A 21,784-nucleotide genomic window follows, 5' to 3' on the forward strand; every position below is an offset into this window, starting at 1 on the left:
GGCGGCACCATCAATTGCACTCCCAATCCGGTCACTGCTGGCGATTCAGCAAATTGCACGGCAACACCTAATGCGGGTTATGTTTTTACCAATTTCACAGGCGCTTGCACCGGCACAACGTGCGCATTAACGAATGTCACTGCCGCAAAAGCAGTGACGGCGAATTTCACACCACTCTATTCAATTACTGCCACCGCTAATCCCGTCGCCGGCGGCACCATCAATTGCACTCCCAATCCGGTCACTGCTGGCGGTTCAGCAAATTGCATTGCCACGACCAATGTGGGTTATGTTTTTACTAATTTCACGGGCGATTGCACCGGCACAACGTGCGCATTAACGAATGTCACTGCCGCAAAAGCAGTGACGGCGAATTTCACACCACTCTATTTAATTACTGCCACCGCCGATCCAGTCGCCGGCGGCACCATCAATTGCACTCCCAATCCGGTCACTGCTGGCGATTCAGCAAATTGCATTGCCACGGCCAATGTGGGTTATGTTTTTACTAATTTCACGGGCGCTTGCACCGGCACAACGTGCGCATTAACGAATGTCACTGCCGCAAAAGCAGTGACGGCGAATTTCACACCACTCTATTTAATTACTGCCACCGCCGATCCCGTCGCCGGCGGCACCATCAATTGCACTCCCAATCCGGTCACTGCTGGCGATTCAGCAAATTGCATTGCCACGGCCAATGTGGGTTATGTTTTTACTAATTTCACGGGCGCCTGCACCGGCACAACGTGCGCATTAACGAATGTCACTGCCGCAAAAGCAGTGACGGCGAATTTCACACCACTCTATTCAATTACTGCCACCGCTAATCCCGTCGCCGGCGGCACCATCAATTGCACTCCCAATCCGGTCACTGCTGGCGGTTCAGCAAATTGCATTGCCACAACCAATGTGGGTTATGTTTTTACTAATTTCACGGGCGCTTGCACCGGCACAACGTGTGAATTAACGAATGTCACTGCCGCAAAAGCAGTGACGGCGAATTTCACACCACTCTATTCAATTACTGCCACCGCTAATCCCGTCGCCGGCGGCACCATCAATTGCACTCCCAATCCGGTCACTGCTGGCGATTCAGCAAATTGCACAGCAACACCTAATGCGGGTTATGTTTTTACTAATTTCACGGGCGCTTGCACCGGCACAACATGCGCATTAACGAATGTCACTGCCGCAAAAGCAGTGACGGCGAATTTCACACCACTCTATTCAATTACTGCCACCGCTAATCCCGTCGCCGGCGGCACCATCAATTGCACTCCCAATCCGGTCACTGCGGGCGGTTCAGCAAATTGCACGGCAACACCTAATGCCGGTTATGTTTTTACCAATTTCACGGGCGCTTGCACCGGCACAACGTGCGAATTAACGAATGTCACTGCCGCAAAAGCAGTGACGGCGAATTTCACACCACTCTATTTAATTACTGCCACCGCTAATCCAACTGCGGGCGGTTCAGTGAGTTGTTCACCGAATCCAGTAACATCTGGCGATTCTGCAAATTGCACAACGATTACAAATGCCGGTTATACGTTTAACGGATTTAGTGGCGACTGTACAGGATCAACTTGTGCATTAACCAATGTCACTGCCAATAAAAACGTTACCGCCAACTTCACGGTCAATACCTATTCAATCAGTGCAACTGCTAATCCAACTGCGGGCGGTTCGGTAAGTTGTTTACCTAGCTCGGTAGCATACAACGGTACAACAAATTGCACGGCAGCTGCTAATTCTGGTTATACCTTTGCTAATTTTAGTGGCGACTGCACGGGATCAACTTGTGCATTAACCAATGTCATTACCAATAAAGTCGTGACGGCAAACTTCACGTTAAACGCCTATTCAATCACCGCAACCGCCAATCCAACTGTAGGCGGTTCAGTGAGTTGTTCACCTAGCTCGGTAGCATATAACGGTGCAACAAATTGCACAGCAGCCGTTAATTCTGGTTATACCTTTGCTAATTTTAGTGGCGACTGCACCGGCACAACCTGCGCATTAACCAATGTCACTGCGAATAAAACCGTCATTGCAAACTTCACTGCTATTCCCATCGCGCTCACCGTGACTACCACAGGCACTGGCATCGGCACGATTACCAGCACTCCCGCCGGAATCAATTGCGGTACCAATTGCACTGCGGATTTTGCCAGCGGTTCCGAGGTTATTTTGAATGCCACCGCTGCAACTGGCTCCACATTTACCGGCTGGAGTGGCGGCATTTGTTCTGGCACTGGCGCGTGTACATTGCAATTAACCGCCGCGCAAACTGTTATTGCAACTTTTCGCCACAGTGCTGCAACTTTGGGACTAAATGACACGGGTATTAACACCTGCGGCAATGCCAGTGCCAATCGCTTGCCATGTCCGGTTGCAGGTTTTCCGCGCCAAGATGCTGAATACGGCACCAATCAATTTGATTTCACTAAATTGGATAATAACGGCAACGCATTACTAGCAACCGCCACCAATCATGCTTGTGTGCGCGATAATGTCACCGGCTTAACTTGGGAAATCAAAACCAAAGATGGCGGCAGTCGTGATAACAAATTGCTGTATCAATGGACAGAGCGGCTGGCTTATGTCGAAAAGGTTAACGCAGTGCAATTGTGCGGGTTTAGTGATTGGCGGGTGCCTGATATTAAAGAACTCACCGGCATCGTGAATTATCAACACGTGATTCTTAAACCGGCAATTGTAACCAGCTATTTTTCTGATTTAAATAAAGGCACCTTGGGATTCTGGTCAGAATCAACCAGCTCTGATATATCGGGCAATGCATGGTTTCTCTATTTTAGCAACGGCGCTGCCAATTACGGCAAACACAATAAAAAATATCACTTGCGCCTCGTGCGCGGTGCGCCAGCCAGTAATGTGTTTGTGGATAACGAAAACGGCACCATTTCTCAAACCAATACCGGGTTAATGTGGGCAAAATGCAGTGAAGGTCAAACTGGCAATACTTGCACGGGCACTGCAACAGTAATGACTTGGGAACAGGCGCTCGTGACCGCCAGCAATTCTAATTTAGCGAATTATTCCGATTGGCGGCTGCCCAACATTAAAGAATTGCAAACGTTAATTGAATACGAGCGCGACGGCGCATCAAAACTTAATAGCGGTTATTTTCCGAATGCGCCCGCAGCTGCGGTTTGGTCAAGTACGCCCTTTGCGTTATACGCCCGCAATGCGTGGTATTTATATCCGAATGGCTATCTTGGCTCGCTGGCTCGCACCACAACCCTTCACGTTCGCCTTGTGCGCAGTCTGTAGCGAAAAGAAGTGCTTTTTTCAAAAAGACGGGAGATTCAAATCAAACGCATGATTCACGCGCTGGCATAATTCGGCAGGAGTGCGAGCGATTAATTCTTCAGGAATGCCAGCTTTTAGCGTGAGATGCTGATGATCTTCAAAACCATACGACACCATAAACGGGTGCATTCCTGCGCCGACTGCTGCGCGATAATCTTTACGTTCATCGCCGCAAGCAAAAGCACACGCCGGATTGATATTGAATTGTTCACGAATCACGCGAAAGTGCGCAGTCTTTTCTTGACTCAATGGAATATGCACTAAAAAATCCAGTGCTTCCGTGTCAATCTGATGCCGCGCAAATAAAAGCCGCAGCGTTTCCTCTGGGTGTTGTGTGATATTGCGGGTGACGATGCCAACGCGCAATTGCGGCGCGGCAATCAATTGTTGTAATAAAGGCGCAATGCCCGCAAACAATTGTGCGTCGTGGCGATAGATTTCCGTGAGGGTTTCAAGCAGCATGTTGCGTTTACGTTTACTGAATTGGCGACTCAAGTTTTTTGGCAACATTTTGACGCCGCCGAGATATTTGAAAAGGTGGCGACGTTTTTGGAAAGTTTCTAAATCTCCCAGTTCCATGCCGAGCTGGGAAAACGTCGCCGCAATCGCATCAAAAGCGTTAATGGTGGTGCCGTCAGCATCTAAAATAATTAAGCGTTCGCGTTGATATGTCATTGATGAAAACCCGTGAGAGTGTCAATCTGTTTTTTGTAGTATTGATACGTTTCAATCGCGTGCGTTGTAGAGTGTTAAAAAGTCGATTGCGGAGTCGTTGGCGCAGCTTTCATGGCTGGTAATACACCATCAGCGCGTAATTGCGCAATCATTTGATTCATCACTTGGCTGATGGTTTGTTCGGAATCAGGGTCTAATGGTTGCGAGCGCCCCGACCAAATTAACGCGCCAGTTTTTGCATCATATAAATTCGTTTCTAACCGCAATTCTTGGCAATTCGTATAATAGCCCGGGCGAACCATATCCCGTTGGATTTGCTGATAATAAGACAACAGTTGTTGATAGTTAGCAGGCACGGTATCGGTGCGCAATGGCGGCGGAGTCGTACTTTTTGTTGCTTCCGCAATTAAATGCGTCACTAATAACCCATCTGCACCAGCGCGAAGCAGGGCTTTTTGCATCCCTTTATTTTTATCGCGTTTTGATTTTAAGCGCAATGCCGAGCTGGGACGTGCTTCTAAACCCGCTGTTTTGAAGGCTTGAATAAAGTTTCCTTCATAAACATCCTTCACTTTCGCTTGATTCGCAACGCCAACTACAATTAACTGTTGATATGGCGCTGCGGGTAACGCTGGATTTTTCCAAACAGAATTCACGCCAGTGGCGCAAGCAGTGAGGAATAAAAGCAATACTGCGCTGATTGCGGCGCGTCCACACCCGGTGATGCTTATCATCTTGGCTTGAATCCTTAAAAATTGCAGCGGTTATGGATGAATCAAAACATCCACTAACACCTGTTGCACGGTGTCGTTATCAAAGTCGCAGCCAGTATCGCGTTTGATAACAGTGCGAATACTATTGACCACATCTTCCGTTAAAATCGCTTGAATTAAACTGTCTCGCGTCAAGGCGTTGACCTCGCGCCAGTATTGTTCCAACGCTTCCGGTTGTGCCATGCCAAAGCGCGTCATCAATAACAGGCGCTCGCAGTCTTCCACGCGAATATCTGGCAATAAATCAACGCTAAACACCAGCGTCGCATCAACGATGTTTTGGGTGGAGATATGATAAATCTGCCATGTTGACAAATTGGTTAATAATGCCCAGCGGATGCCAGAATAAGCACCGTAAGAGGTGGCTTGAAAAATATGTTTATCACGCAGCGTTAATCCCGCCCGCTTGCTTTCGCCGACAATCACATCCACGCCATCAATCGCTAACACATAATCCGCTTTGCGCCCTTGAATTTTCTGCTCGGCTTTCACTTCATCCATTGAATACCCAAAAACATCAATCAAAATCCGATCTAAAATCATGCGGGTGTTGCTTTCATTCGCGCCATTCGTCACTGCGGAGTTAATTTGCGGTAAAAAAGCCCGCAAGTTGTGTTGTAAGGTTGCCGCTTTTTTTGTCCATTCCTGTTTGGATGCAGCGCGGCTGTTGCTTTCAACGCGATGCGGATCAACATGATTGCTCACCGCCGCCGCTTGAATGTTGACGCCAAATGAATGTGCTAAAATATCTAAACCGCCATTATAACCTTGACCAACGGCACGGAATTTCCACCCGCCTTGATGCCGATACAGTTCGCCGAGAATTAACGCCCGTTCTTTACCCATGATTTTCGGTTGAAAATGCAGCAATTCATTACCCGCAGCCGTGCTCATTTGAATCAAAAGCTGTTCCATCATGCCGCAATGCGGACAACCCGTTGCATCCGCTGCGGTGGCAATGGTCATGGTGAAAATCACTTTCACAATATCGGCAGGCAGTTGATTTAAGCGGGCGCGGAATTGGCGGTGATTGTGCGTGGTGGTGGCAAGCGTTAAACCGCCGCAGGCGCTGGTCGTTTGATTATAAAAAATGAAATCTTCATCAGTTCTTATCTTGCCGTTGCTGTTAATTAAAAAGGCGCTGGCATCCGCTTCAATCGCGGTGGTTTGCCAGCTAATCGTAATGCTGATGTGCTGCTCGCTAATTGCTGCATTTGCGCCCTGCAATAACTCAATCGCCATTGTTTGATTCCGTGTCAGTAATTTTTAGCCCCTCTTTGCTAAAAAAGGGGCTGTTGATTGTTAATTATCCCGCACCGTTAGCGCAATGATTTAATAAAAATTGCGTTAATAATCCGACTGGACGTCCAGTGCTGCCTTTTTCTTTGCCACTCAACCACGCCACGCCCGCAATATCTAAATGCGCCCAGCGATAAGTTTTAGTAAACCGCGCTAAAAAACAGGCGGCAGTAATTGCGCCACCTTCGCGCCCGCCCACGTTGGCCATATCGGCAAAATTGGTGTCGATTTGTTGCTGATAGTCTTCCCACAGCGGCATCCGCCACGCCCGGTCGCCAGCGCGGTCGCCAGCCGCCAGCAGCTCTGCCGCCAGCGCGTCATCGGGCGAAAACAGTCCGGTGGCGTGTTTGCCGAGCGCGATCACGCACGCGCCAGTCAGGGTAGCGACGTCAATAACTACTTCAGGATCAAAGCGTTGGCAGTACGTCAGCGCGTCGCACAGAATCAAGCGCCCTTCGGCGTCGGTGTTGAGCACTTCAATCGTTTGACCGGACATGCTGGTGACGACATCGCCGGGTTTATTGGCATCGCCGTCGGGGAGATTTTCCGAGCTGGGCACCACGCCGATCAGATTGAGCGGCAGTTGCAGCGCACACGCGACCTGCATCACGCCCAACACGCTCGCGCCGCCGCTCATGTCGTATTTCATTTCATCCATCTCGTTGGCCGGTTTCAGCGAGATGCCGCCCGCATCAAAGGTCAGACCTTTGCCGACCAGCACCACCGGCTTGGCGTCCGCAGCGCCGCCGCGATAATTGAGCACGATCAACTTCGGCGGTTGACGACTGCCGCGAGCGACCGATAACAGCGCGTTCATGCCCAATTCCGCCATCGCCGCCGCGTCGAGCACGTCCACCGTCAACGCCGCAAATTGCTCCGCCAGCGCGAGAGCTTGTTCTGCCAAATACGTCGGGGTGCAGATATTGCCCGGCAAATTCCCCAGCTCTTTGGCGAGCTGCGTTCCCGCTGCCAACGCCGTGCCATGCGTGAGCGCCAGCTCGGCACTGCGCATCTCCGCATCCGCTGCCAGCCACAGCGCCAGCGCGGTGAGCGGCATCTTGGGTGCTTTTTTATCTGTTTTGGTGCGGGTGTAACGATAGGTGCCCGCAGCAGCGAGCGTGACGACATCGCGGACGGCGGCGTACAGATCAAGACCTTCTGGCAACTGCTCCGGCAGCGCCAGCACGGCAGCGCCCGCGTGTAACTGCTGGAGCGCGGCGATAGCGGCAGTCAGGGTTTTGCGATATTTAGCGCGGGTGCATTCCGCGCTTTTCCCGAAATCAATCAACAAGATGCGTTCGGCAGCGACGCCGGGCAGCGCATACAACAGCAAGGTGCGACCGGCATCACCGCTGAGATCGCCCTTCTGCCACAGCGCGGCGAGCTGACCGGAGCTGGCGCGATCCATTGCAGCCGCTGCGCCGGTCAGCGGTTCTTGGGCGAAGACGCCGAGCACAAGGCACGGCGTGGCATGGTTGGCGAGGTCGCCGGTAAGGAGAGTGCAGTTCATCTGGGAGGTTCCTGTGTTGAGTGTTCAAAAGACGCCGGAGCGTGGTGGTTGATTCTAGTTGACGCGCTGACACGAGTGCTGCGGGATCAGGCGCGTAGAATCGGCAGTGCTGATTCACTTCACTTTAACTGGCGCAGACTGACTTGCGAATTATTGAGCGATATTTAGCTGGCGCGGTGATCGGCGGCACGCTGTTGACGCTGGCAGTGCTGTTGCCGCTGTTGGGCGTGATCCTGCTGGCGGACGATCTCGACGCGATTGGCACGGCGCACTACGGTTTGACCGAGGCGCTGCTGGTGATGACGCTGCGCCTGCCGCGTTATGCCTATCAACTGTTTCCGATTGTGACCTTGATTGGCGCATTGATCGGATTGGGCACGCTGGCGAGTCGCTCTGAATTGGTGGCACTGCGCGCAGCGGGGATGTCGATTTGGCAGATTGTGCGAGCGGGATTGTTGGGCGGCGCGGTGCTGGCGCTGGTCGCAGTGCTGCTCGGCGAGGTGATCGCGCCGGTGACGGAACACTACGGCGCGACGCTGCGGCGCGAAGCGCTGGCGGCGGAGCAGCCGCTGGTGCCAGATGGATTGTGGGCAGTTGCGGACGGCGCTTACGTCAACATCCGCGAGCTGCGCAGCGGCACCGAAGCGCGAGATATTTTTATTTATCAAGTTGATACGGCGACGGGAACCTTAATCACGACTCACGCTGCCGCTGCGCACTATCACGCCGGAAGCTGGCAGTTGCGCGACATCGCCCGCAGTCGGGTCAGCGCAGCGGGAGTGACGGTGGAGCGCCTCGCGCAGATGGGCTGGGAATCGCTGCTCAACCCCGAATTGCTCAAGATCGTGATTGCTGATCCGCAACTGCTGCCGGTGTGGGCGCTGTATCGCTACATCCACTTTATGACGCTCAATCAACAAGATGCGAGCCGATATGCGGTGGTATTTTGGGGCAAGGTGGTACATCCGCTGCTGACCTTGTCGATGATTTTATTGGCGACGCCGTTGCTGCTGGGATCATCGCGCAGCACGGGCATGGGGCGACGACTGTTTATTGGCATTTTAATTGGCATTTTTTATTACGTCATCAGCCGCACCTTAGCTTATTTGGCGCTGTTATTTGGCATGAATCCCTTTCTTGCGGCAATTATTCCGCCGTTATTATTTATTGGCAGTGCGCTGTTATTATTAAAGCGCATCAGTGAACGTTAAAGCTAAGGAATTACAATGAGCGTGCGGTTAATAGTCAACACTTGGCGACAAGCGCCGAATCTGATTGCCTTTCTCAGTGGCGCGTTAATGGTATTGAGCTTTGCGCCTTTTGCATGGTTTTTCATGGCACCATTGGCATTTGCTGGCTTATTACACAGCCTGCGCAATGCCACGCCCCGCGAAGGATTTTGGCGCGGCTGGTTATTCGGAATTGGTTTATTCGGCGGTGGCGTGTGGTGGATTCGGATCAGCCTGAATGAATTCGGCAATATCGACACTTGGCTGGCGTGGTTATTGACGGCAGTGTTTATCGCAGTATTGGCGCTGTATAGCGGAGTGAGCGGGTGGCTGGCGCGGTCGCCAGTGGTCAGCGATCAGGTGGTGAAATTGGCAAGGCGATTTAGAACAGCGCGACCGGCAGCGCCAATTGCAGCAAACGCGCTCACAACACCGACTGACAACTGCCAACTGACCACTGCCAACTTCTTTCTCATTCTCCCCGCCAGCTACCTCCTCCTCGAATGGGTGCGCGGCTGGCTGTTCACCGGCTTTCCGTGGCTCAACCTCGGCTACAGCCAACTGGATTCACCGCTCGCTGGCTACGCGCCCATCGGCGGCGTTTACCTCGTGAGTCTGCTCGTCGCGCTGTCTGGCAGCTTGATTTGGGGCGGGCTGCATTGGCGCGGATGGCGACGTTGGCTGGCTGCCGCCAGCCTCGCCGCACTCTGGCTCGGCGGCAGCGCGTTGCAAACGGTGCAATGGACGCAGCCGAGCGGTGCCCCGTTCACCGCCGCCGTCGTTCAAGCCAACATCCCGCAGGCGCTGAAATGGACGCCGGAGGCGAGTGTGCAGATCGCGCAGGCATATTTGGAGCTGACGCGAGAGCAGTTTGGCGCGGCGCTGATTCTGTGGCCAGAAACCGCCCTGACCGACTTTTTGCACGACGTGCGCGAGCCGCTGCTCACGCCGTTGGCCGCACGAGCGCGGGAGGAAGGCGCAGAAATCGTGCTGGGTTTGCCGGTGCTCAATCTCAAAACGGGTCAGTATTACAACGGCTTATTGAGTATCGGCAGCCATGAAGCGTTATATGCCAAACGCCATCTGGTGCCGTTTGGCGAATTCATCCCGCTGCGTTTTGTGCTGGGGACGTTGGCAGAATTGTTTGATGTGCCGATGTCCGATTTCAGCGCCGGCACCAGCGCCCGTCCGCTGCTGCAAGTCGGCAAGTGGCAAGCTGGCGCATCCATTTGTTATGAAGACGCCTTTCCGCACGAAGTCGCCGCCGCGCTGCCGGAAGCGCAATTTCTCATCAACGTCAGCAATGACGCTTGGTTTGGCGACTCGCTCGCCCCGCACCAACATCTGCAAATCGCCCGCTTTCGCGCTTTAGAAACCGGACGAATGCTGCTGCGGGCTACCAACACCGGCATCTCCGCCATCATCGACGAACGCGGCCGCATCCTCACCAGCGTCCCGACCTTCCGGCGCGGCAGCGCCAGCGCCGTCGTGCAACCGCGCAGCGGCGCAACGCCCTTTATCGGCTGGGGAAATGGGCTGGCGCTGGGTTTGAGCCTGTTGCTGTGGGGAATAGCCGTGTTGTTGGAACGCCATGACATGAGAAAACATGCTTCACAACCAGAGGAACGGAACAGATGCTGACTGAATTATCTCAGTATTTACGCACTCAACAGCGGGCGGCGGTGCGCGATTTGTCATATCGGTTTGACATTGCGCCGGAGGCACTGCGCGGGATGTTGGATTTGTTGGAACAGCGGGGGCGCATTCGCAAATTGCCTGCGCACACGCCTTGCGGTGGCTGCACCAGTTGCGATCCGGCGCAGATTGAATTGTACGAATGGGTGGGTTAAAAAAGTTGTCGGTTGTCAGTTGTCAGTTGTCAGTGAAGCGCGTTATTGATGAGTGGTTATTTTTTAATCCGGCAATTAAAAAAAAGTGACAACTCATCATCAAATTTTCAGTTTTTAACTGACAACTCAATTCGCCGCCGCCGCAATGCGTTCTATCACCACTCCCGCCAGCATCAATCCAAACAACGCCGGCACATAACTGACACTCCCATTCACCGCTCGCGCCCGTCCGCGCTCCAACATTTCTGGTGGCAACGGCGGACGCGGCAGTTCATTCGACCACGCCACCGTCAACGGTTCCGTCACGCCGCGCCGTCGCAGCCGTTGTCGCACCTGCCGCGCCAGCGGACAGTTCTGCGTCAGCGCCAACTCGCTGATTTGCACCTGCGTCGGATCCAAGCGCCCACCCGCGCCCATGCTGCTGACAATCGGCACTCCGCTGCGCAGCGCCAGCTCCAACAGCGCCAGCTTGCTGTTCAAACTGTCAATTGCATCAATCACCGCCGTGAAATTCCCCGCCCGCAGCAGCGGCTCCAACGTCTCCGCAGTCAGAAACTCCTCCACCAGCGTCACCTGACAGCTCGGATTGATGTCCGCAATGCGCTCGGCCATGACCTCGGTTTTGCGCCGTCCCAACGTCGAATGCAGCGCCAGCAGTTGCCGATTCAGATTTGATGCCGTGACCAGATCGTGATCCGCCAACGTGAGCGCCCCCACGCCAGCGCGTGCCAGCGCCTCGGCAGCAAATGCGCCCACTCCGCCCAAGCCGGCGATGAACACATGACTGCTGCGCAGCCGTTCAATGCCCGTTTCACCAACCAAAATGTGCGTGCGGGCGTACAGCGGCAGCTCAGAATTGGCGCTCATGGCAGCCGCAACACCGCACGAGCGTTGGCGGTCGTGATCGCAGCGAGTTCAGCCGCCGCGCAGTCACGCAATTGGGCGAGAGTGGCGAGAACTTCGGGCAGATATTCCGGGCTGTTGCGCTCGCCGCGATGTGCCGCGCCGGACATGTCTGGCGCATCGGTTTCCAACACCAGCGCCTCCAGCGGCAACTCGGCAGCCAGTCGGCGCAATTTTGTCGCCCGTGTAAAAGTCAGCATTCCGCCAAATCCCAATTTGAAGCCTCGCGCCAAATACTGCTGCGCCTGCTGCCAGCTCCCGTTAAAGGCGTGAACGATGCCGGTGAGGTGCGGAAAGCGCCGCAGCGTCAACAACACTGCGTCATGTGCCCGGCGCACATGCAATAACACTGGCAAATCAAGCTCTTGTGCAATCTCAAGCTGCATCTCAAACAGTCTCTGTTGCGCGACTGCCGCGTCGCCGCCATAAAAATCCAACCCAATCTCGCCGATTGCCACCAGCGGCTGCCGTCGCCCCGCTGCCGCTAATTCCTGCAAATCTGCATCCTGATAAGCGGCGCAACTCAGCGGATGCACGCCCAACGCCGGATACAGCGCCAGCCCGTTTGGCGGCGGCGCTGCGCACAGCGCCAGCACCTGCGACCAATGCGCAGCCGTGACGCCCGGCACCACAATTGCGCATACCCCGCTGGCGGCGCTGCGGCGCAAAATAGCGGCACGATCCAGATCAAAGACGCTGTGATCCAGATGGCAGTGGGTGTCAATTAACGTCATGTTCACGAGTAAAAGCTGCTCTTTGCGAGAGAAAATGCTGCGGGTGGAATGCGCAACAGGTGCGGTGATTGCATTGCTGTTGTGAATTGATAACTGTCAATCAAATCAATACGTTGTATTTTTATGGCGTCACTCTTAATATGAACTTGTGAATAAAGCACACAACTTCCACTGTGACAACTGAAATCGCATTGAAGGACGGTTTGGAATGTTTGAACGCTTACAAGAAGACCTCGCCTGCGTGTTTGACCGCGATCCGGCAGCGCGGAATCGTTTTGAAATTCTCACGCTATATCCGGGCTTTCATGCCGTGCTGGCGCATCGGCTGGCGCATCGCCTGTGGCAACAGCATTTCAAATGGCTGGCGCGGGCAGTGGCGAATATCGCTCGCCTGTTCACGGGTATTGAAATCCATCCGGGGGCGGTGATTGGACGGCGCTTTTTTATTGATCACGGTATGGGCGTGGTGATTGGGGAGACGGCGGTGATTGGTGACGATTGCACGCTGTATCACGGCGTCACGCTCGGCGGCACCAGTTGGCAAAAAGGCAAGCGTCATCCGACGTTGGGGCGCGATGTCGTGGTGGGTGCGGGTGCAAAGGTGCTCGGCCCGATTGAGATTGGCGACGGGGCGCGGATTGGCTCGAATGCGGTGGTCGTCAAAACGGTGCCAGCCGGCGCGACGGCGGTGGGAGTGCCGGGGCGGATTATTGAACCCGCCAGCGATGCGGCGGCACAACGCCGCGCTGACACTGCCAAACGCATCGGTTTTGATGCGTATGGCGCGACCCGCGATGCGCCCGATCCCATTGCCAATGCGATCAATCGGATGCTCGATCACATTCATCACATGGATCAGCGGCTGGAAGCGTTGACGCTGGCATTGGAACACGGGCAAGCGGTGCCACATTTCGAGCACGACGCTGATTTAGATGCGGTGGTATTGGAAACGACGCTTCCACCACCGGCGTGATGTCCATGCGGATTTGAGCGAGAACATTGAATGAAATTGACCACCAAAGGGCGTTATGCCGTGACTGCAATGTTGGATTTAGCAATTGAACAAACGCAAGGGCCAATTCCGCTGGCGGATATTGCGGAGCGGCAAGTGATTTCGCTCTCGTATTTAGAACAATTATTTGCCAAATTACGGCGTTGTCAGCTCGTCCGCAGTGTGCGCGGGCCCGGCGGCGGATATTTATTAACGCGACCGCCAGCGGAGATTTCAGTGGCTGATGTGATTCGCGCCGTCGATGATAATCTTGATACAACGCGCTGCGGCGGGGCGGGGAATTGCCAAAACAATCGACCTTGTTTAACTCATGCGCTGTGGTATGAATTAAATGAACGCATTGATAGTTATCTCAATGCAGTGAATTTGCAGAATTTACTGGATCGACACAACGCGCCACCCAGCACTGTAAAACGGTCAAGCCAACGCGCTAAAATAATGCAATAAGCAAAGAGACGCTGCCGCTGCCGTTTTCTTTTTCAGCGACCCATTACGCGGTCGCTTTTTTTATGCTGTTTTTATCATTGCACACTCATCAATCACACTTGACACCGCAGCAGCATTCGTGTTTTTATTCGCTTTAAGAGGCGTCGAATCCTCTAAGCTATACGCGGAATCCGCACCCGTCAGTTAAGCGGTATTTTTCGCCCGCCCAATTTCAATGGTCGGGAGTTTGCAGCGATACAACACTGGGAAACCTGAAAAGCTGCAAGCGGTGCCCTTTTGAGCCGTTGCTACCCTCCTGACCGCCGTAGTAATTCGGTATTTTCAATATCTAACAGTTCTAGTTTTTTAATCGCTGGTCGGGAGTGTGGCAAATACAATACTGGTGCAAATCAGGAATAACCACGCGGAACTTTGACCGTCTCACCCTCCCGACTGGTGTATTCATTACGGTGTTTATAGCACAACTCTAAAAGGTTTCTGTTATAAACACTTGCAATTTAATTCCGCAGGTCGTTGTCCTCTCAATTCACCGTCTCATCACAATCATCAATCACACTTGACACCGCAGCAGCATTCGTGTTTTTATCCACTTTAAGAGGCGTCGAATCCTCTAAGCTATGTGCGGAACCCGCTCCCGTCAGACAAGCGGTTTTTTATACCCGATCACTTTAAGTTTTAGGTGCGCCGGGAGTGTGGGAAATACAAGACTAAGGTTATGCCCTAGAAACACCCACGCGGTCTCACATAGCCGTTCGACCCTCCCGGTAGCCTGATCTCTCAGGTTGTGTCGAAATCAATATGTGGAATTCTATTATGGACAATTTCAGTGTCCCCGCTGTTTCAATGACCTCCCGTGAAGTCGCCGAATTGACCGGCAAACAACATAAGCACGTCCTCCGTGACATCGACGTGCTTCTTGAATCACTCAGCCCAGAACTGAAATGTGGCTTCAAATCAAGCACTTATATTTCAGGCGATCCACCACGCGAGTACCGTCAATTTATCCTCGACCAATTTTCCTACAATTTAATTTTAGAGCGTTATAAAGGTTTGCAGCGTGTTCCCAACAGACTGCAAGAGGAGGCTGCATTAAAAACGATAGAGCAGCTTTTGAAAATAAAACTCATAAGACAATATAAAGTGTTGTCTTATCGTATTGATGGTTATGATCCTATCAACAACATTGCTTATGAAATAGACGAGCCAGATCATAAGCACAACAGATCAAAAGACAACGATAGACAAAAACATATAGAAAAAATACTAGGCTGTTCCTTTGTTCGTATTCAACTGTAATTGCAACATCGCAATGGCGTCCCGAAGGGTTATTTATCTCGCTCGCAGGCGCATGTTTTATACGGGATAGGGTTATCAGCAGAAGTATTTCATCTCGCTTTACATCGTCTTGAAGTGCCAACCACGCCCTACATTCATCATGCTGAAGATGGCAATGAAGTCGCCACCTATGGTTATCTTGAGAGCGACATTGCCGCCGCAGTGCAGGTATTCCTTGATGATGCGATTCAAGCCACGCGCTATATGTGTGAATCGCCGTTATTGGAAGGCAAACGCTTTCGTTATAACAAGTCTCAATTAAAACCGCAGTAACAGCGTGCCATGATTGCGCTGTGATTGAATGGCAGCGCAATTTTTCTGGCAATTCAAGCGCATCATCATGGCAATGCCCCGCTCAACACAACGAAACTCTTTTAATGCTTTGCAAAGAGCTAAAAAGCTATTTATGTTTATTGCGCGGAGCATTACCCATATTTTAACCGTTATCTAATGGATAGCTGGTCATTATATCGATCGCCTTTTTATGACCGGGCAGATATCCATATCCTGAACCGCCACTCATTGCTGATTCTGAATACTCAGGCACATTACCAGCCACTAACAAGCGCAAATCTTTTTCCGCAAGTTGCGCGTTACAGTTTTGCAATGCCAAATGATAGCTTTCAGAATGAATTGGATCAAATCCAGTAACAGTTTCACCATCTATATCAACCCGAACATAATATCCATGAAAGACTCGGCTTTTTCCGGTGGTCACAATACCGCGTTCATATTCACCGCTGAGGATGGTGTTGTCTGTAGTTTTTTGCAATTGGCAAGTGCCAGATTTTTTAGGTTCAAAATGTTCCCAACGCATATATCGCACCACTGAAATAAATCGTGACAAGGGAGAATTGATTGTGCCGCTCAATTTTTGCTGATGTTGATGCGCGAGTTGCGACCGGCAAGATATTGGTCAATCAACCCCACCGGTTAAAGTGGGGCAAGATGAGCAGTTATTCTTTTATGTTTAACTGCGCCGTGCGGATGAGTTCAGAATCGGCTTGCAATTTCTTAGCGGCATATTGCAGAGCCGCGCCATTTTGCTGAACCGCAGCGAGCACGATCTCAGGATCGGCTTGCAATTTCTTAGCGGTATATTGCAAAGCCGCGCCATCTTGCTGAACCGCAGCGAGTACGATTTCACGATCGGCTTGCAATTTCTTAGCGGCATATTGCAGAGCCGCGCCATCTTGCTGAACCGCAGCGAGTACGATTTCACGATCGGCTTTCAATTCCTTAGCGGCATATTCCAAAGCCGCGCCATCTTGCTGAATCACAGCGAGTACGATTTCACGATCCGCTTTCAATTTCTCAGCGGCATCTTGCAAAAAAGCTCCGCCCTTTTGTTGAACCGCAGTGAGCACAATCTCACGATCGGCTTTCAATTCGGCAGCGGCATATTGCAAAGCCCAGCCATTTTGCTGAACCGCAGTGAGCACAATCTCACGATCCGCTGTCAATTCATCAGCGACATATTTCAAAACCTCGCCATTTTGCTGAACCGCAGTGAGCACAATCTCACGATCGGCTTTCAATTCCGCAGCAGCCCATCTCAAAGCCTCGCCATTTTGCTGAACCGCAGTGAGCACAATCTCACGATCGGCTTTCAATTCCGCAGCAGCCCATCCCAAAGCCCCGCCCTTTTGCTGAACCGCAGTGAGCACAATCTCACGATCGGCTTTCAATTCCGCAGCGGCATAGTACAAAGCCTCGCCATCTTGCTGAACCGCAGCGAGAACGATCTCACGATCGGCTTTCAATTCCGCAGCGACATATTTCAAAGCCTCGCCCTTTTGCTGAACCGCAGTGAGCACAATCTCACGATCGGCTTTCAATTCCGCAGCGGCATAGTACAAAGCCTGCCAATCTTGCTGAACCGCAGTGAGCACAATCTCACGATCGGCTTTCAATTCCTCAGCGGCATATCGCAAAGCCCGCCCATCTTTCTGAACTGCTGCGAGAACGATCTCACGATCGGCTTTCAATTTCGCAGCGGCATATTCCAAAGCCTCGCCATTCTGCTGAACCGCAGCGAGCATGAACTCACGATCCGCTTTCAATTCTGCATATTCCAAAGCCTTGCCATTGCGCTGAACCGCAGCGAGCATGAACTCACGATCCGCTTTCAATTCCTCAGCGGCACAATTCAAAGCCCAGTCATCTTGCTGAACCGCCATGAGCACAATCTCACGATCGGCTTTCAATTCCTCAGCGGCTCTGTACAAAGCCCGACCATTTTTCTGAACCGCAGCGAGAACGATTTCACGATCGGCTTTTAATTCCTTAGCGGCATATACCAAAGCCCCGTGATCTTGCTGAACCGCAGCGAGCACAATCTCACGATCGGCTTTTAATTCCTTAGCGGCATATCGCAAAGCCTGCCAATTTTGCCGAACCGTAGCGAGCACGATCTCACGATCGGCTTTCAATTCCTTAGCGGCATATTCCAAAGCCGAGCCCGCAGCAAGAACGATCTCACGGTCAGCTCTTAATTCGGCACTGGCATATTCCAAAGCACTGGAATTTTTTTTAAAAGCAGCGAGAAATATCTCACGGTCAGCTTTTAATTCCGCAGCGGCATATTGCAAAGCCAAGCCATTTTTCTTAACCGCTGCAAGAACGATTTCACGGTCGGCTCTTAATTTGGCACTGGCATCTTGCAAAGCCAAGCCATTTTGCTTAACCGCAAGCATAATTTCTTGGCGCGTCTTGGCGACACAGATATATTGCAAAGCCTCACCATTCTGCTGAACCGCAGCGAGAACGATCTCACGGTCGGCTCTTAATTCGGCACTGGCATATTGCAAAGCCTCGCCCTGTTGCTGAACCGCAGTGAGCACAATCTCACGGTCGGCTCTTAATTCGGCACTGGCATATTGCAAAGCCTTGCCCTGTTGCTGAACCGCAGCGAGAACGATTTCACGATCCGCGTTCAATTCCCAAGCGGCATAGTATAAACTTCCACCATTTTGCTGAACCGCAGCGAGAACGATTTCACGATCGGCTGTCAATTCCCAAGCGGTATAATCGGCATAAGTGGGATATTTCAAAGCCTCGCCCTGTTGCTGAACCGCAGCGAGAACGATCTCACGGTCAGCTTTTAATTCTTCAGCGGCATAGTATAAAATTCCACCATTTTGCTGAACCGCAGCGAGAACGATTTCACGATGGGCTTTCAATTCCTTAGCGGCATATTGCAAAGCCTCGCCCTGTTGCTGAATCGCAGCGAGAACGATCTCACGGTCGGCTTTCAATTCCTCAGGGGCATAGTACAAAGCCCGACCATTTTTCTGAACCGCAGTGAGCACAATCTCACGATCGGCTTTCAATTCCTTAGCGGCATATCCCAAAACCCAGCCATCTTGCTGAACCGCAGCGAGAACGATCTCACGGTCGGCTCTTAATTCGGCACTGGCATATTCCAAAGCCCCGCTATCTTGCTGAACCTTAGCGAGCACGATCTCACGATCGGTTTTACATTCCGCAGCCACAGAGAGCATGAACTTACGATTGGCTTTCAATTTTGCAGCGGCATATTCCAAAGCTCTGTAATCTTGCTGAACCGCAGCGAGAACGATCTCACGATCGGCTTTCCATTCTTTAGCGGCATAGTATAAACTTCCACCATTTTGCTGAACCGCAGCGAGGATAAATTTACGATCGGCTTTCAATTCCTCAGCAGCATATCGCAAAGCCTCGCTATTGTGTTGAACCGCAGCGAGCATGAACTCATGATCGGCTTTCAATTCCTTAGCGGCATATTTCAAAGCCTCGCAATCTTGTTGAATCGCAGCGAGAACGATCTCACGGTCGGCTTTTAATTCGGCAGTGGCATATTCCAAAGCCTCGCCCTTTTGCTGAACCGCAGCGAGAACGATCTCACGGTCGGCTTTTAATTCGGCAGTGGCATAAGACAAAAGCGAGCCATATTCCTGAACCGTAGCGAGGAATTTTTCACGGTCGACAGCGAGAACGATCTCACGATCCGCTTTCAATTCCTCAGCGGCATATTGCAAAGCACAGCCCTCTTGCTGAACCGCAGCAAGTACGATCTCACGATCGGCTTGTAATTCCTCAGCAGCATATTTCAAAGCCCAGCCATTTTTCTGAACCGCAGCGAGCACGATCTCACGATCGGCTTTCAATTCCTTAGCGGCATATCCCAAAGCCCGGCTATTTTGCTGAACCGCAGCGAGCATGAACTCACGATCGGCTTTCAATTCCTTAGCGGCATATCCCAAAGCCCGGCTATTTTGCTGAACCGCAGCGAGAACGATCTCACGATCGGCTTGTAATTCCTCAGCGGCATATTGCAAAGCCTCCCAATTTTGCTGAATCGCAGTGCGCACGATCTCACGATCAGCTTTTAAGTCCGCAGCGATATATTCCAACGCTTCTCCATGTTGCTCAACCGCTGCAGGAACTTGATTTTGTTCAAAATGACGCATAAAACTTTCCTCGTGTTAGTGATTCAATAAACGATCTTGACACTGGCAAATAGTTAGAGTTACCATCTGCGCTTAACGACATCAGCAAGCTAAGACCATCACAGGTTAGCAGACGAGGCAGACAATAAATTGCTGTTTGACGGAACAGTGTCAAGCTGAGATATTAGAAAGAACATCTTTTTTTATCAAGGAGTAATTTGATTTAACGCAAGCTAACCTGTTTAGTGTTGGCGGTGAGCGTTTGTCATCTGGAATCTTCTTGTTTTTCAAATTAACAACTGAGGTTTGTGCTATGTCTAACCAAAAATCTTTGCAAACGTTCTTTTCAGGAAAGGTGTTTAAAATACCTAGGTATCAGCGCAGCTATGCGTGGGAAAAGGAACATGTGAACGAGTTGTTTGAGGACATCCAAGAAGCAATTACAACGCAATCACAGCACTATATCGGCACGGTCGTTATTGCAAAAACCAACAACCCCGATCAATACACCGTGGTAGATGGTCAACAGCGTTTGACCACATTACTGATGCTGATTGCTTGTCTCATTCGGAAACTGCCAGACAGCAATAGGATGAAGAGCTTTTATAGTTTTCTGTATGTCAAGGATGTACATGAGAAATTCAAATTAACACCACTAAAGCATGATCGGGAGTTCTACTTTCAACTGTTGAGTTCTGATGAAGTGGCAGTCAGTCAGCTCAAGCCTCAAAATAAGAGCCAGAAGTTTTTGCTAGGTGCATTCGAGGAAATTAACAATCTCATTGATGGTTTCAGAAATAAAGAACTGAAAATTCTTTTGGAATCAGAAGGTCAGCGTGTAGACTCATCGGTTGAAAAGATTGCCAGTATTACCAGCGAGTTTAGAGAAAACAACCTACAGGAACTTTTGAAATCAGTTGAATCTCTTTCTATCTTAGAGTTTGTCGAAAAAGACGAGTCTGATGCTATTCGTATTTTTCAGACGGTGAATGATAGAGGCAAAGAATTATCACGCATGGAGAAAATGAAGAGCCTCTTATTTTACTTTTCTGATAAATATCTCGACCGTCGTTACGATGATCCGATTAACAGCGGATTTGCGGATATTTTTGGATGGTACGATGAGATTAAAATGATCGGCGAGAAGTATGCTATTAACACGATCAGCTCAAAAAAATTCACTGAAGATGATCTGCTTCGCCATCATCATATCTGTTTTTCTCAAGAGAGCTACGATCCAACGGCTGATGACATTTTATCTAATGTCAAAGTACGTCTGCATGAACTGAGATCACAGGAGAACGCTCAAGATAAAATCGACAAATATCTTTCTAGCTATTTCAATAGTCTCGTGGGGTATATCAAAGCATTTCACGATGTTCTTTGTCGGGTTGAAACCGACAGCGCCTACTACAAGCTGTTTTCCATTCAGGGGTTGGCGGTTGCTTTGTATCCGGTGATCGCGCAATTAGAGAAGAAGCAGTTTCTCAGTCAACAGTTACCCAAACGGAAGGTCAGCGTACTGAGAATGCTGGAGATCATTGATCTGCGATTATTCAAAGTTAGAAAATATGGGGGGAAAAAACACGCTGCGGAGTTTGCATTTCGTCTTAACAATGAAGATTGGTTAATGAAAGGGATAGAAGAGCATTTGAAGTGGTTCAATTCATTTGAAATCAGCAATGCAAAATTTATAGACCATCTGACGAGCACCGATTACACGAAAACTGATCTGTTACGTACATTATTTATTAACCACTGCGAACGGTTGCAGCAACACCAGTACACGCTGGATGAATTAAGAGACATCATGGGTAAAAACCCAACGATTGAACATATATTATCGCAATCCCCCATGTTCAAACCCAGTGCGCTTGGATTCAAAAGCGATCAGGATTTTGAGACGCATGTGAATTTATTAGGGAACCTGACGCTTCTGGAGAAAAAGCTCAACAGTTCGGTGCAGAATGGAGCTATTAGTGCAAAAGCGAATACTTATAAAACGAGTGGATTCAGAATGACGACAGTGCTCGGTACTGCACTCACTAGTGATCCAGATTTTAAGAAACAAGATTTAATCAACCGAGGGCATGAATTGGCTGCTGACTTTGCGAAATGGTGGCCAGAATAAACAGCGCCGTGCTTTCAATGCAATCGGCATTGTTTAACCCAACTGTGTTTTTTCATTGCTTGGCGACTGCAAAAACCATGTTCACTGGCATAAGTAACTTTGAATGCTAGAATTGGCGTG

At 50.9% G+C, this 21,784-nt stretch carries 17 protein-coding genes; 9 read left to right on the top strand and 8 right to left on the bottom strand.

The window, feature by feature from the left end; all coding sequences use genetic code 11:
• Window positions 1–3,297 (top strand): DUF1566 domain-containing protein (locus CKO12_RS11270; RefSeq protein ID WP_200154847.1); only part of this gene is annotated, 3,297 nt, incomplete at its 5' end.
• 18 nt (window positions 3,298–3,315) lie between these two features.
• Here CKO12_RS11270 and CKO12_RS11275 read toward each other — a convergent pair.
• From CKO12_RS11275 to CKO12_RS11290, 4 genes are all read right to left on the bottom strand, one after another.
• Window positions 3,316–4,011 carry an HAD family hydrolase gene (locus tag CKO12_RS11275; protein WP_200154848.1) on the bottom strand — a complete coding sequence of 232 codons (696 nt, stop codon included), beginning with the start codon at window positions 4,009–4,011 and terminating at the stop codon, window positions 3,316–3,318.
• Window positions 4,012–4,085: 74 nt separating this feature from the next.
• A complete protein-coding gene (locus CKO12_RS11280; RefSeq protein ID WP_200154849.1) occupies window positions 4,086–4,745 on the bottom strand; it encodes a DUF4136 domain-containing protein in 660 nt (219 codons plus the stop codon).
• 30 nt (window positions 4,746–4,775) lie between these two features.
• Complete coding sequence (locus CKO12_RS11285) at window positions 4,776–6,026, bottom strand: TerD family protein (protein ID WP_200154850.1); 1,251 nt, start codon at window positions 6,024–6,026, stop codon at window positions 4,776–4,778.
• A 64-nt stretch (window positions 6,027–6,090) separates the two neighbouring features.
• A complete protein-coding gene (locus CKO12_RS11290) occupies window positions 6,091–7,593 on the bottom strand; it encodes a leucyl aminopeptidase (RefSeq protein ID WP_200154851.1) in 1,503 nt (500 codons plus the stop codon).
• A gap of 143 nt (window positions 7,594–7,736) precedes the next feature.
• Here CKO12_RS11290 and lptG point away from each other — a divergent pair, with 143 nt between their 5' ends.
• From lptG to CKO12_RS11305, 3 genes are read left to right on the top strand one after another with little or no spacing between them, the layout of a single operon-like run.
• Window positions 7,737–8,804 (top strand): LPS export ABC transporter permease LptG, encoded by a 1,068-nt coding sequence (gene lptG, locus CKO12_RS11295; RefSeq protein ID WP_200154852.1) that lies wholly within the window; start codon window positions 7,737–7,739, stop codon window positions 8,802–8,804.
• 15 nt (window positions 8,805–8,819) lie between these two features.
• The gene (gene lnt / locus CKO12_RS11300; RefSeq protein ID WP_242466314.1) at window positions 8,820–10,463 is read left to right on the top strand and encodes an apolipoprotein N-acyltransferase; all 1,644 of its coding nucleotides are present in this window, start codon (window positions 8,820–8,822) and stop codon (window positions 10,461–10,463) included.
• A complete protein-coding gene (locus CKO12_RS11305) occupies window positions 10,457–10,672 on the top strand; it encodes a FeoC-like transcriptional regulator (RefSeq protein WP_200154853.1) in 216 nt (71 codons plus the stop codon). Before lnt ends, CKO12_RS11305 begins: the two co-directional genes overlap by 7 nt.
• A gap of 126 nt (window positions 10,673–10,798) precedes the next feature.
• On the opposite strand, the gene CKO12_RS11310 is transcribed toward CKO12_RS11305, so the two are convergent.
• Window positions 10,799–11,539: a tRNA threonylcarbamoyladenosine dehydratase gene (locus tag CKO12_RS11310; RefSeq protein ID WP_200154854.1), complete on the bottom strand. Its 741-nt coding sequence runs from the start codon at window positions 11,537–11,539 to the stop codon at window positions 10,799–10,801.
• The gene (locus tag CKO12_RS11315; protein ID WP_200154871.1) at window positions 11,536–12,309 is read right to left on the bottom strand and encodes a TatD family hydrolase; all 774 of its coding nucleotides are present in this window, start codon (window positions 12,307–12,309) and stop codon (window positions 11,536–11,538) included. The genes CKO12_RS11310 and CKO12_RS11315 overlap by 4 nt, the downstream gene beginning before the upstream one ends.
• A 208-nt stretch (window positions 12,310–12,517) precedes the next feature.
• Between CKO12_RS11315 and cysE the strand changes: the two genes are divergently transcribed.
• From cysE to CKO12_RS11335, 4 genes are all read left to right on the top strand, one after another.
• The gene (cysE, locus tag CKO12_RS11320; protein ID WP_200154855.1) at window positions 12,518–13,282 is read left to right on the top strand and encodes a serine O-acetyltransferase; all 765 of its coding nucleotides are present in this window, start codon (window positions 12,518–12,520) and stop codon (window positions 13,280–13,282) included.
• Between the two features lie 30 nt (window positions 13,283–13,312).
• Window positions 13,313–13,768, top strand: coding sequence for an Rrf2 family transcriptional regulator (locus CKO12_RS11325; protein ID WP_200154856.1), 456 nt, complete (start codon window positions 13,313–13,315; stop codon window positions 13,766–13,768).
• An 843-nt stretch (window positions 13,769–14,611) separates the two neighbouring features.
• Complete coding sequence (locus CKO12_RS11330) at window positions 14,612–15,064, top strand: Rha family transcriptional regulator (protein WP_207146351.1); 453 nt, start codon at window positions 14,612–14,614, stop codon at window positions 15,062–15,064.
• Window positions 15,065–15,376, top strand: a complete 312-nt coding sequence (locus CKO12_RS11335; RefSeq protein ID WP_200154858.1) for a hypothetical protein — start codon at window positions 15,065–15,067, stop codon at window positions 15,374–15,376. It abuts the gene before it with no gap.
• Window positions 15,377–15,539: 163 nt separating this feature from the next.
• Here CKO12_RS11335 and CKO12_RS11340 read toward each other — a convergent pair whose 3' ends face one another.
• Both CKO12_RS11340 and CKO12_RS11345 read right to left on the bottom strand, forming a co-directional pair.
• Complete coding sequence (locus CKO12_RS11340; RefSeq protein ID WP_200154859.1) at window positions 15,540–15,920, bottom strand: hypothetical protein; 381 nt, start codon at window positions 15,918–15,920, stop codon at window positions 15,540–15,542.
• A gap of 139 nt (window positions 15,921–16,059) precedes the next feature.
• Window positions 16,060–19,554 carry a DUF4116 domain-containing protein gene (locus CKO12_RS11345; RefSeq protein ID WP_200154860.1) on the bottom strand — a complete coding sequence of 1,165 codons (3,495 nt, stop codon included), beginning with the start codon at window positions 19,552–19,554 and terminating at the stop codon, window positions 16,060–16,062.
• A gap of 292 nt (window positions 19,555–19,846) precedes the next feature.
• On the opposite strand from CKO12_RS11345, the gene CKO12_RS11350 reads away from it, so the two are divergent.
• Window positions 19,847–21,664, top strand: coding sequence for a DUF262 domain-containing protein (locus tag CKO12_RS11350; protein WP_200154861.1), 1,818 nt, complete (start codon window positions 19,847–19,849; stop codon window positions 21,662–21,664).
• The last annotated feature ends 120 nt before the right edge of the window (window positions 21,665–21,784 follow it).

This window comes from Chromatium okenii, from assembly GCF_016583745.1.
GTDB lineage: Bacteria > Pseudomonadota > Gammaproteobacteria > Chromatiales > Chromatiaceae > Chromatium > Chromatium okenii.

Excerpts from the sequence above, each read along its gene's own strand:
- cysE (WP_200154855.1), top strand. The coding sequence starts at position 12,518 with ATGTTTGAACGCTTACAAGAAGACCTCGCCTGCGTGTTTGACCGCGAT.
- CKO12_RS11350 (WP_200154861.1), top strand. The coding sequence starts at position 19,847 with ATGTCTAACCAAAAATCTTTGCAAACGTTCTTTTCAGGAAAGGTGTTT.
- CKO12_RS11345 (WP_200154860.1), bottom strand. The coding sequence starts at position 19,554 with ATGCGTCATTTTGAACAAAATCAAGTTCCTGCAGCGGTTGAGCAACAT.
- CKO12_RS11305 (WP_200154853.1), top strand. The coding sequence starts at position 10,457 with ATGCTGACTGAATTATCTCAGTATTTACGCACTCAACAGCGGGCGGCG.
- CKO12_RS11290 (WP_200154851.1), bottom strand. The coding sequence starts at position 7,593 with ATGAACTGCACTCTCCTTACCGGCGACCTCGCCAACCATGCCACGCCG.
- CKO12_RS11340 (WP_200154859.1), bottom strand. The coding sequence starts at position 15,920 with ATGCGTTGGGAACATTTTGAACCTAAAAAATCTGGCACTTGCCAATTG.
- CKO12_RS11310 (WP_200154854.1), bottom strand. The coding sequence starts at position 11,539 with ATGAGCGCCAATTCTGAGCTGCCGCTGTACGCCCGCACGCACATTTTG.
- CKO12_RS11315 (WP_200154871.1), bottom strand. The coding sequence starts at position 12,309 with ATGACGTTAATTGACACCCACTGCCATCTGGATCACAGCGTCTTTGAT.
- lnt (WP_242466314.1), top strand. The coding sequence starts at position 8,820 with ATGAGCGTGCGGTTAATAGTCAACACTTGGCGACAAGCGCCGAATCTG.
- CKO12_RS11275 (WP_200154848.1), bottom strand. The coding sequence starts at position 4,011 with ATGACATATCAACGCGAACGCTTAATTATTTTAGATGCTGACGGCACC.
- CKO12_RS11285 (WP_200154850.1), bottom strand. The coding sequence starts at position 6,026 with ATGGCGATTGAGTTATTGCAGGGCGCAAATGCAGCAATTAGCGAGCAG.
- CKO12_RS11280 (WP_200154849.1), bottom strand. The coding sequence starts at position 4,745 with ATGATAAGCATCACCGGGTGTGGACGCGCCGCAATCAGCGCAGTATTG.
- CKO12_RS11330 (WP_207146351.1), top strand. The coding sequence starts at position 14,612 with ATGACCTCCCGTGAAGTCGCCGAATTGACCGGCAAACAACATAAGCAC.
- CKO12_RS11325 (WP_200154856.1), top strand. The coding sequence starts at position 13,313 with ATGAAATTGACCACCAAAGGGCGTTATGCCGTGACTGCAATGTTGGAT.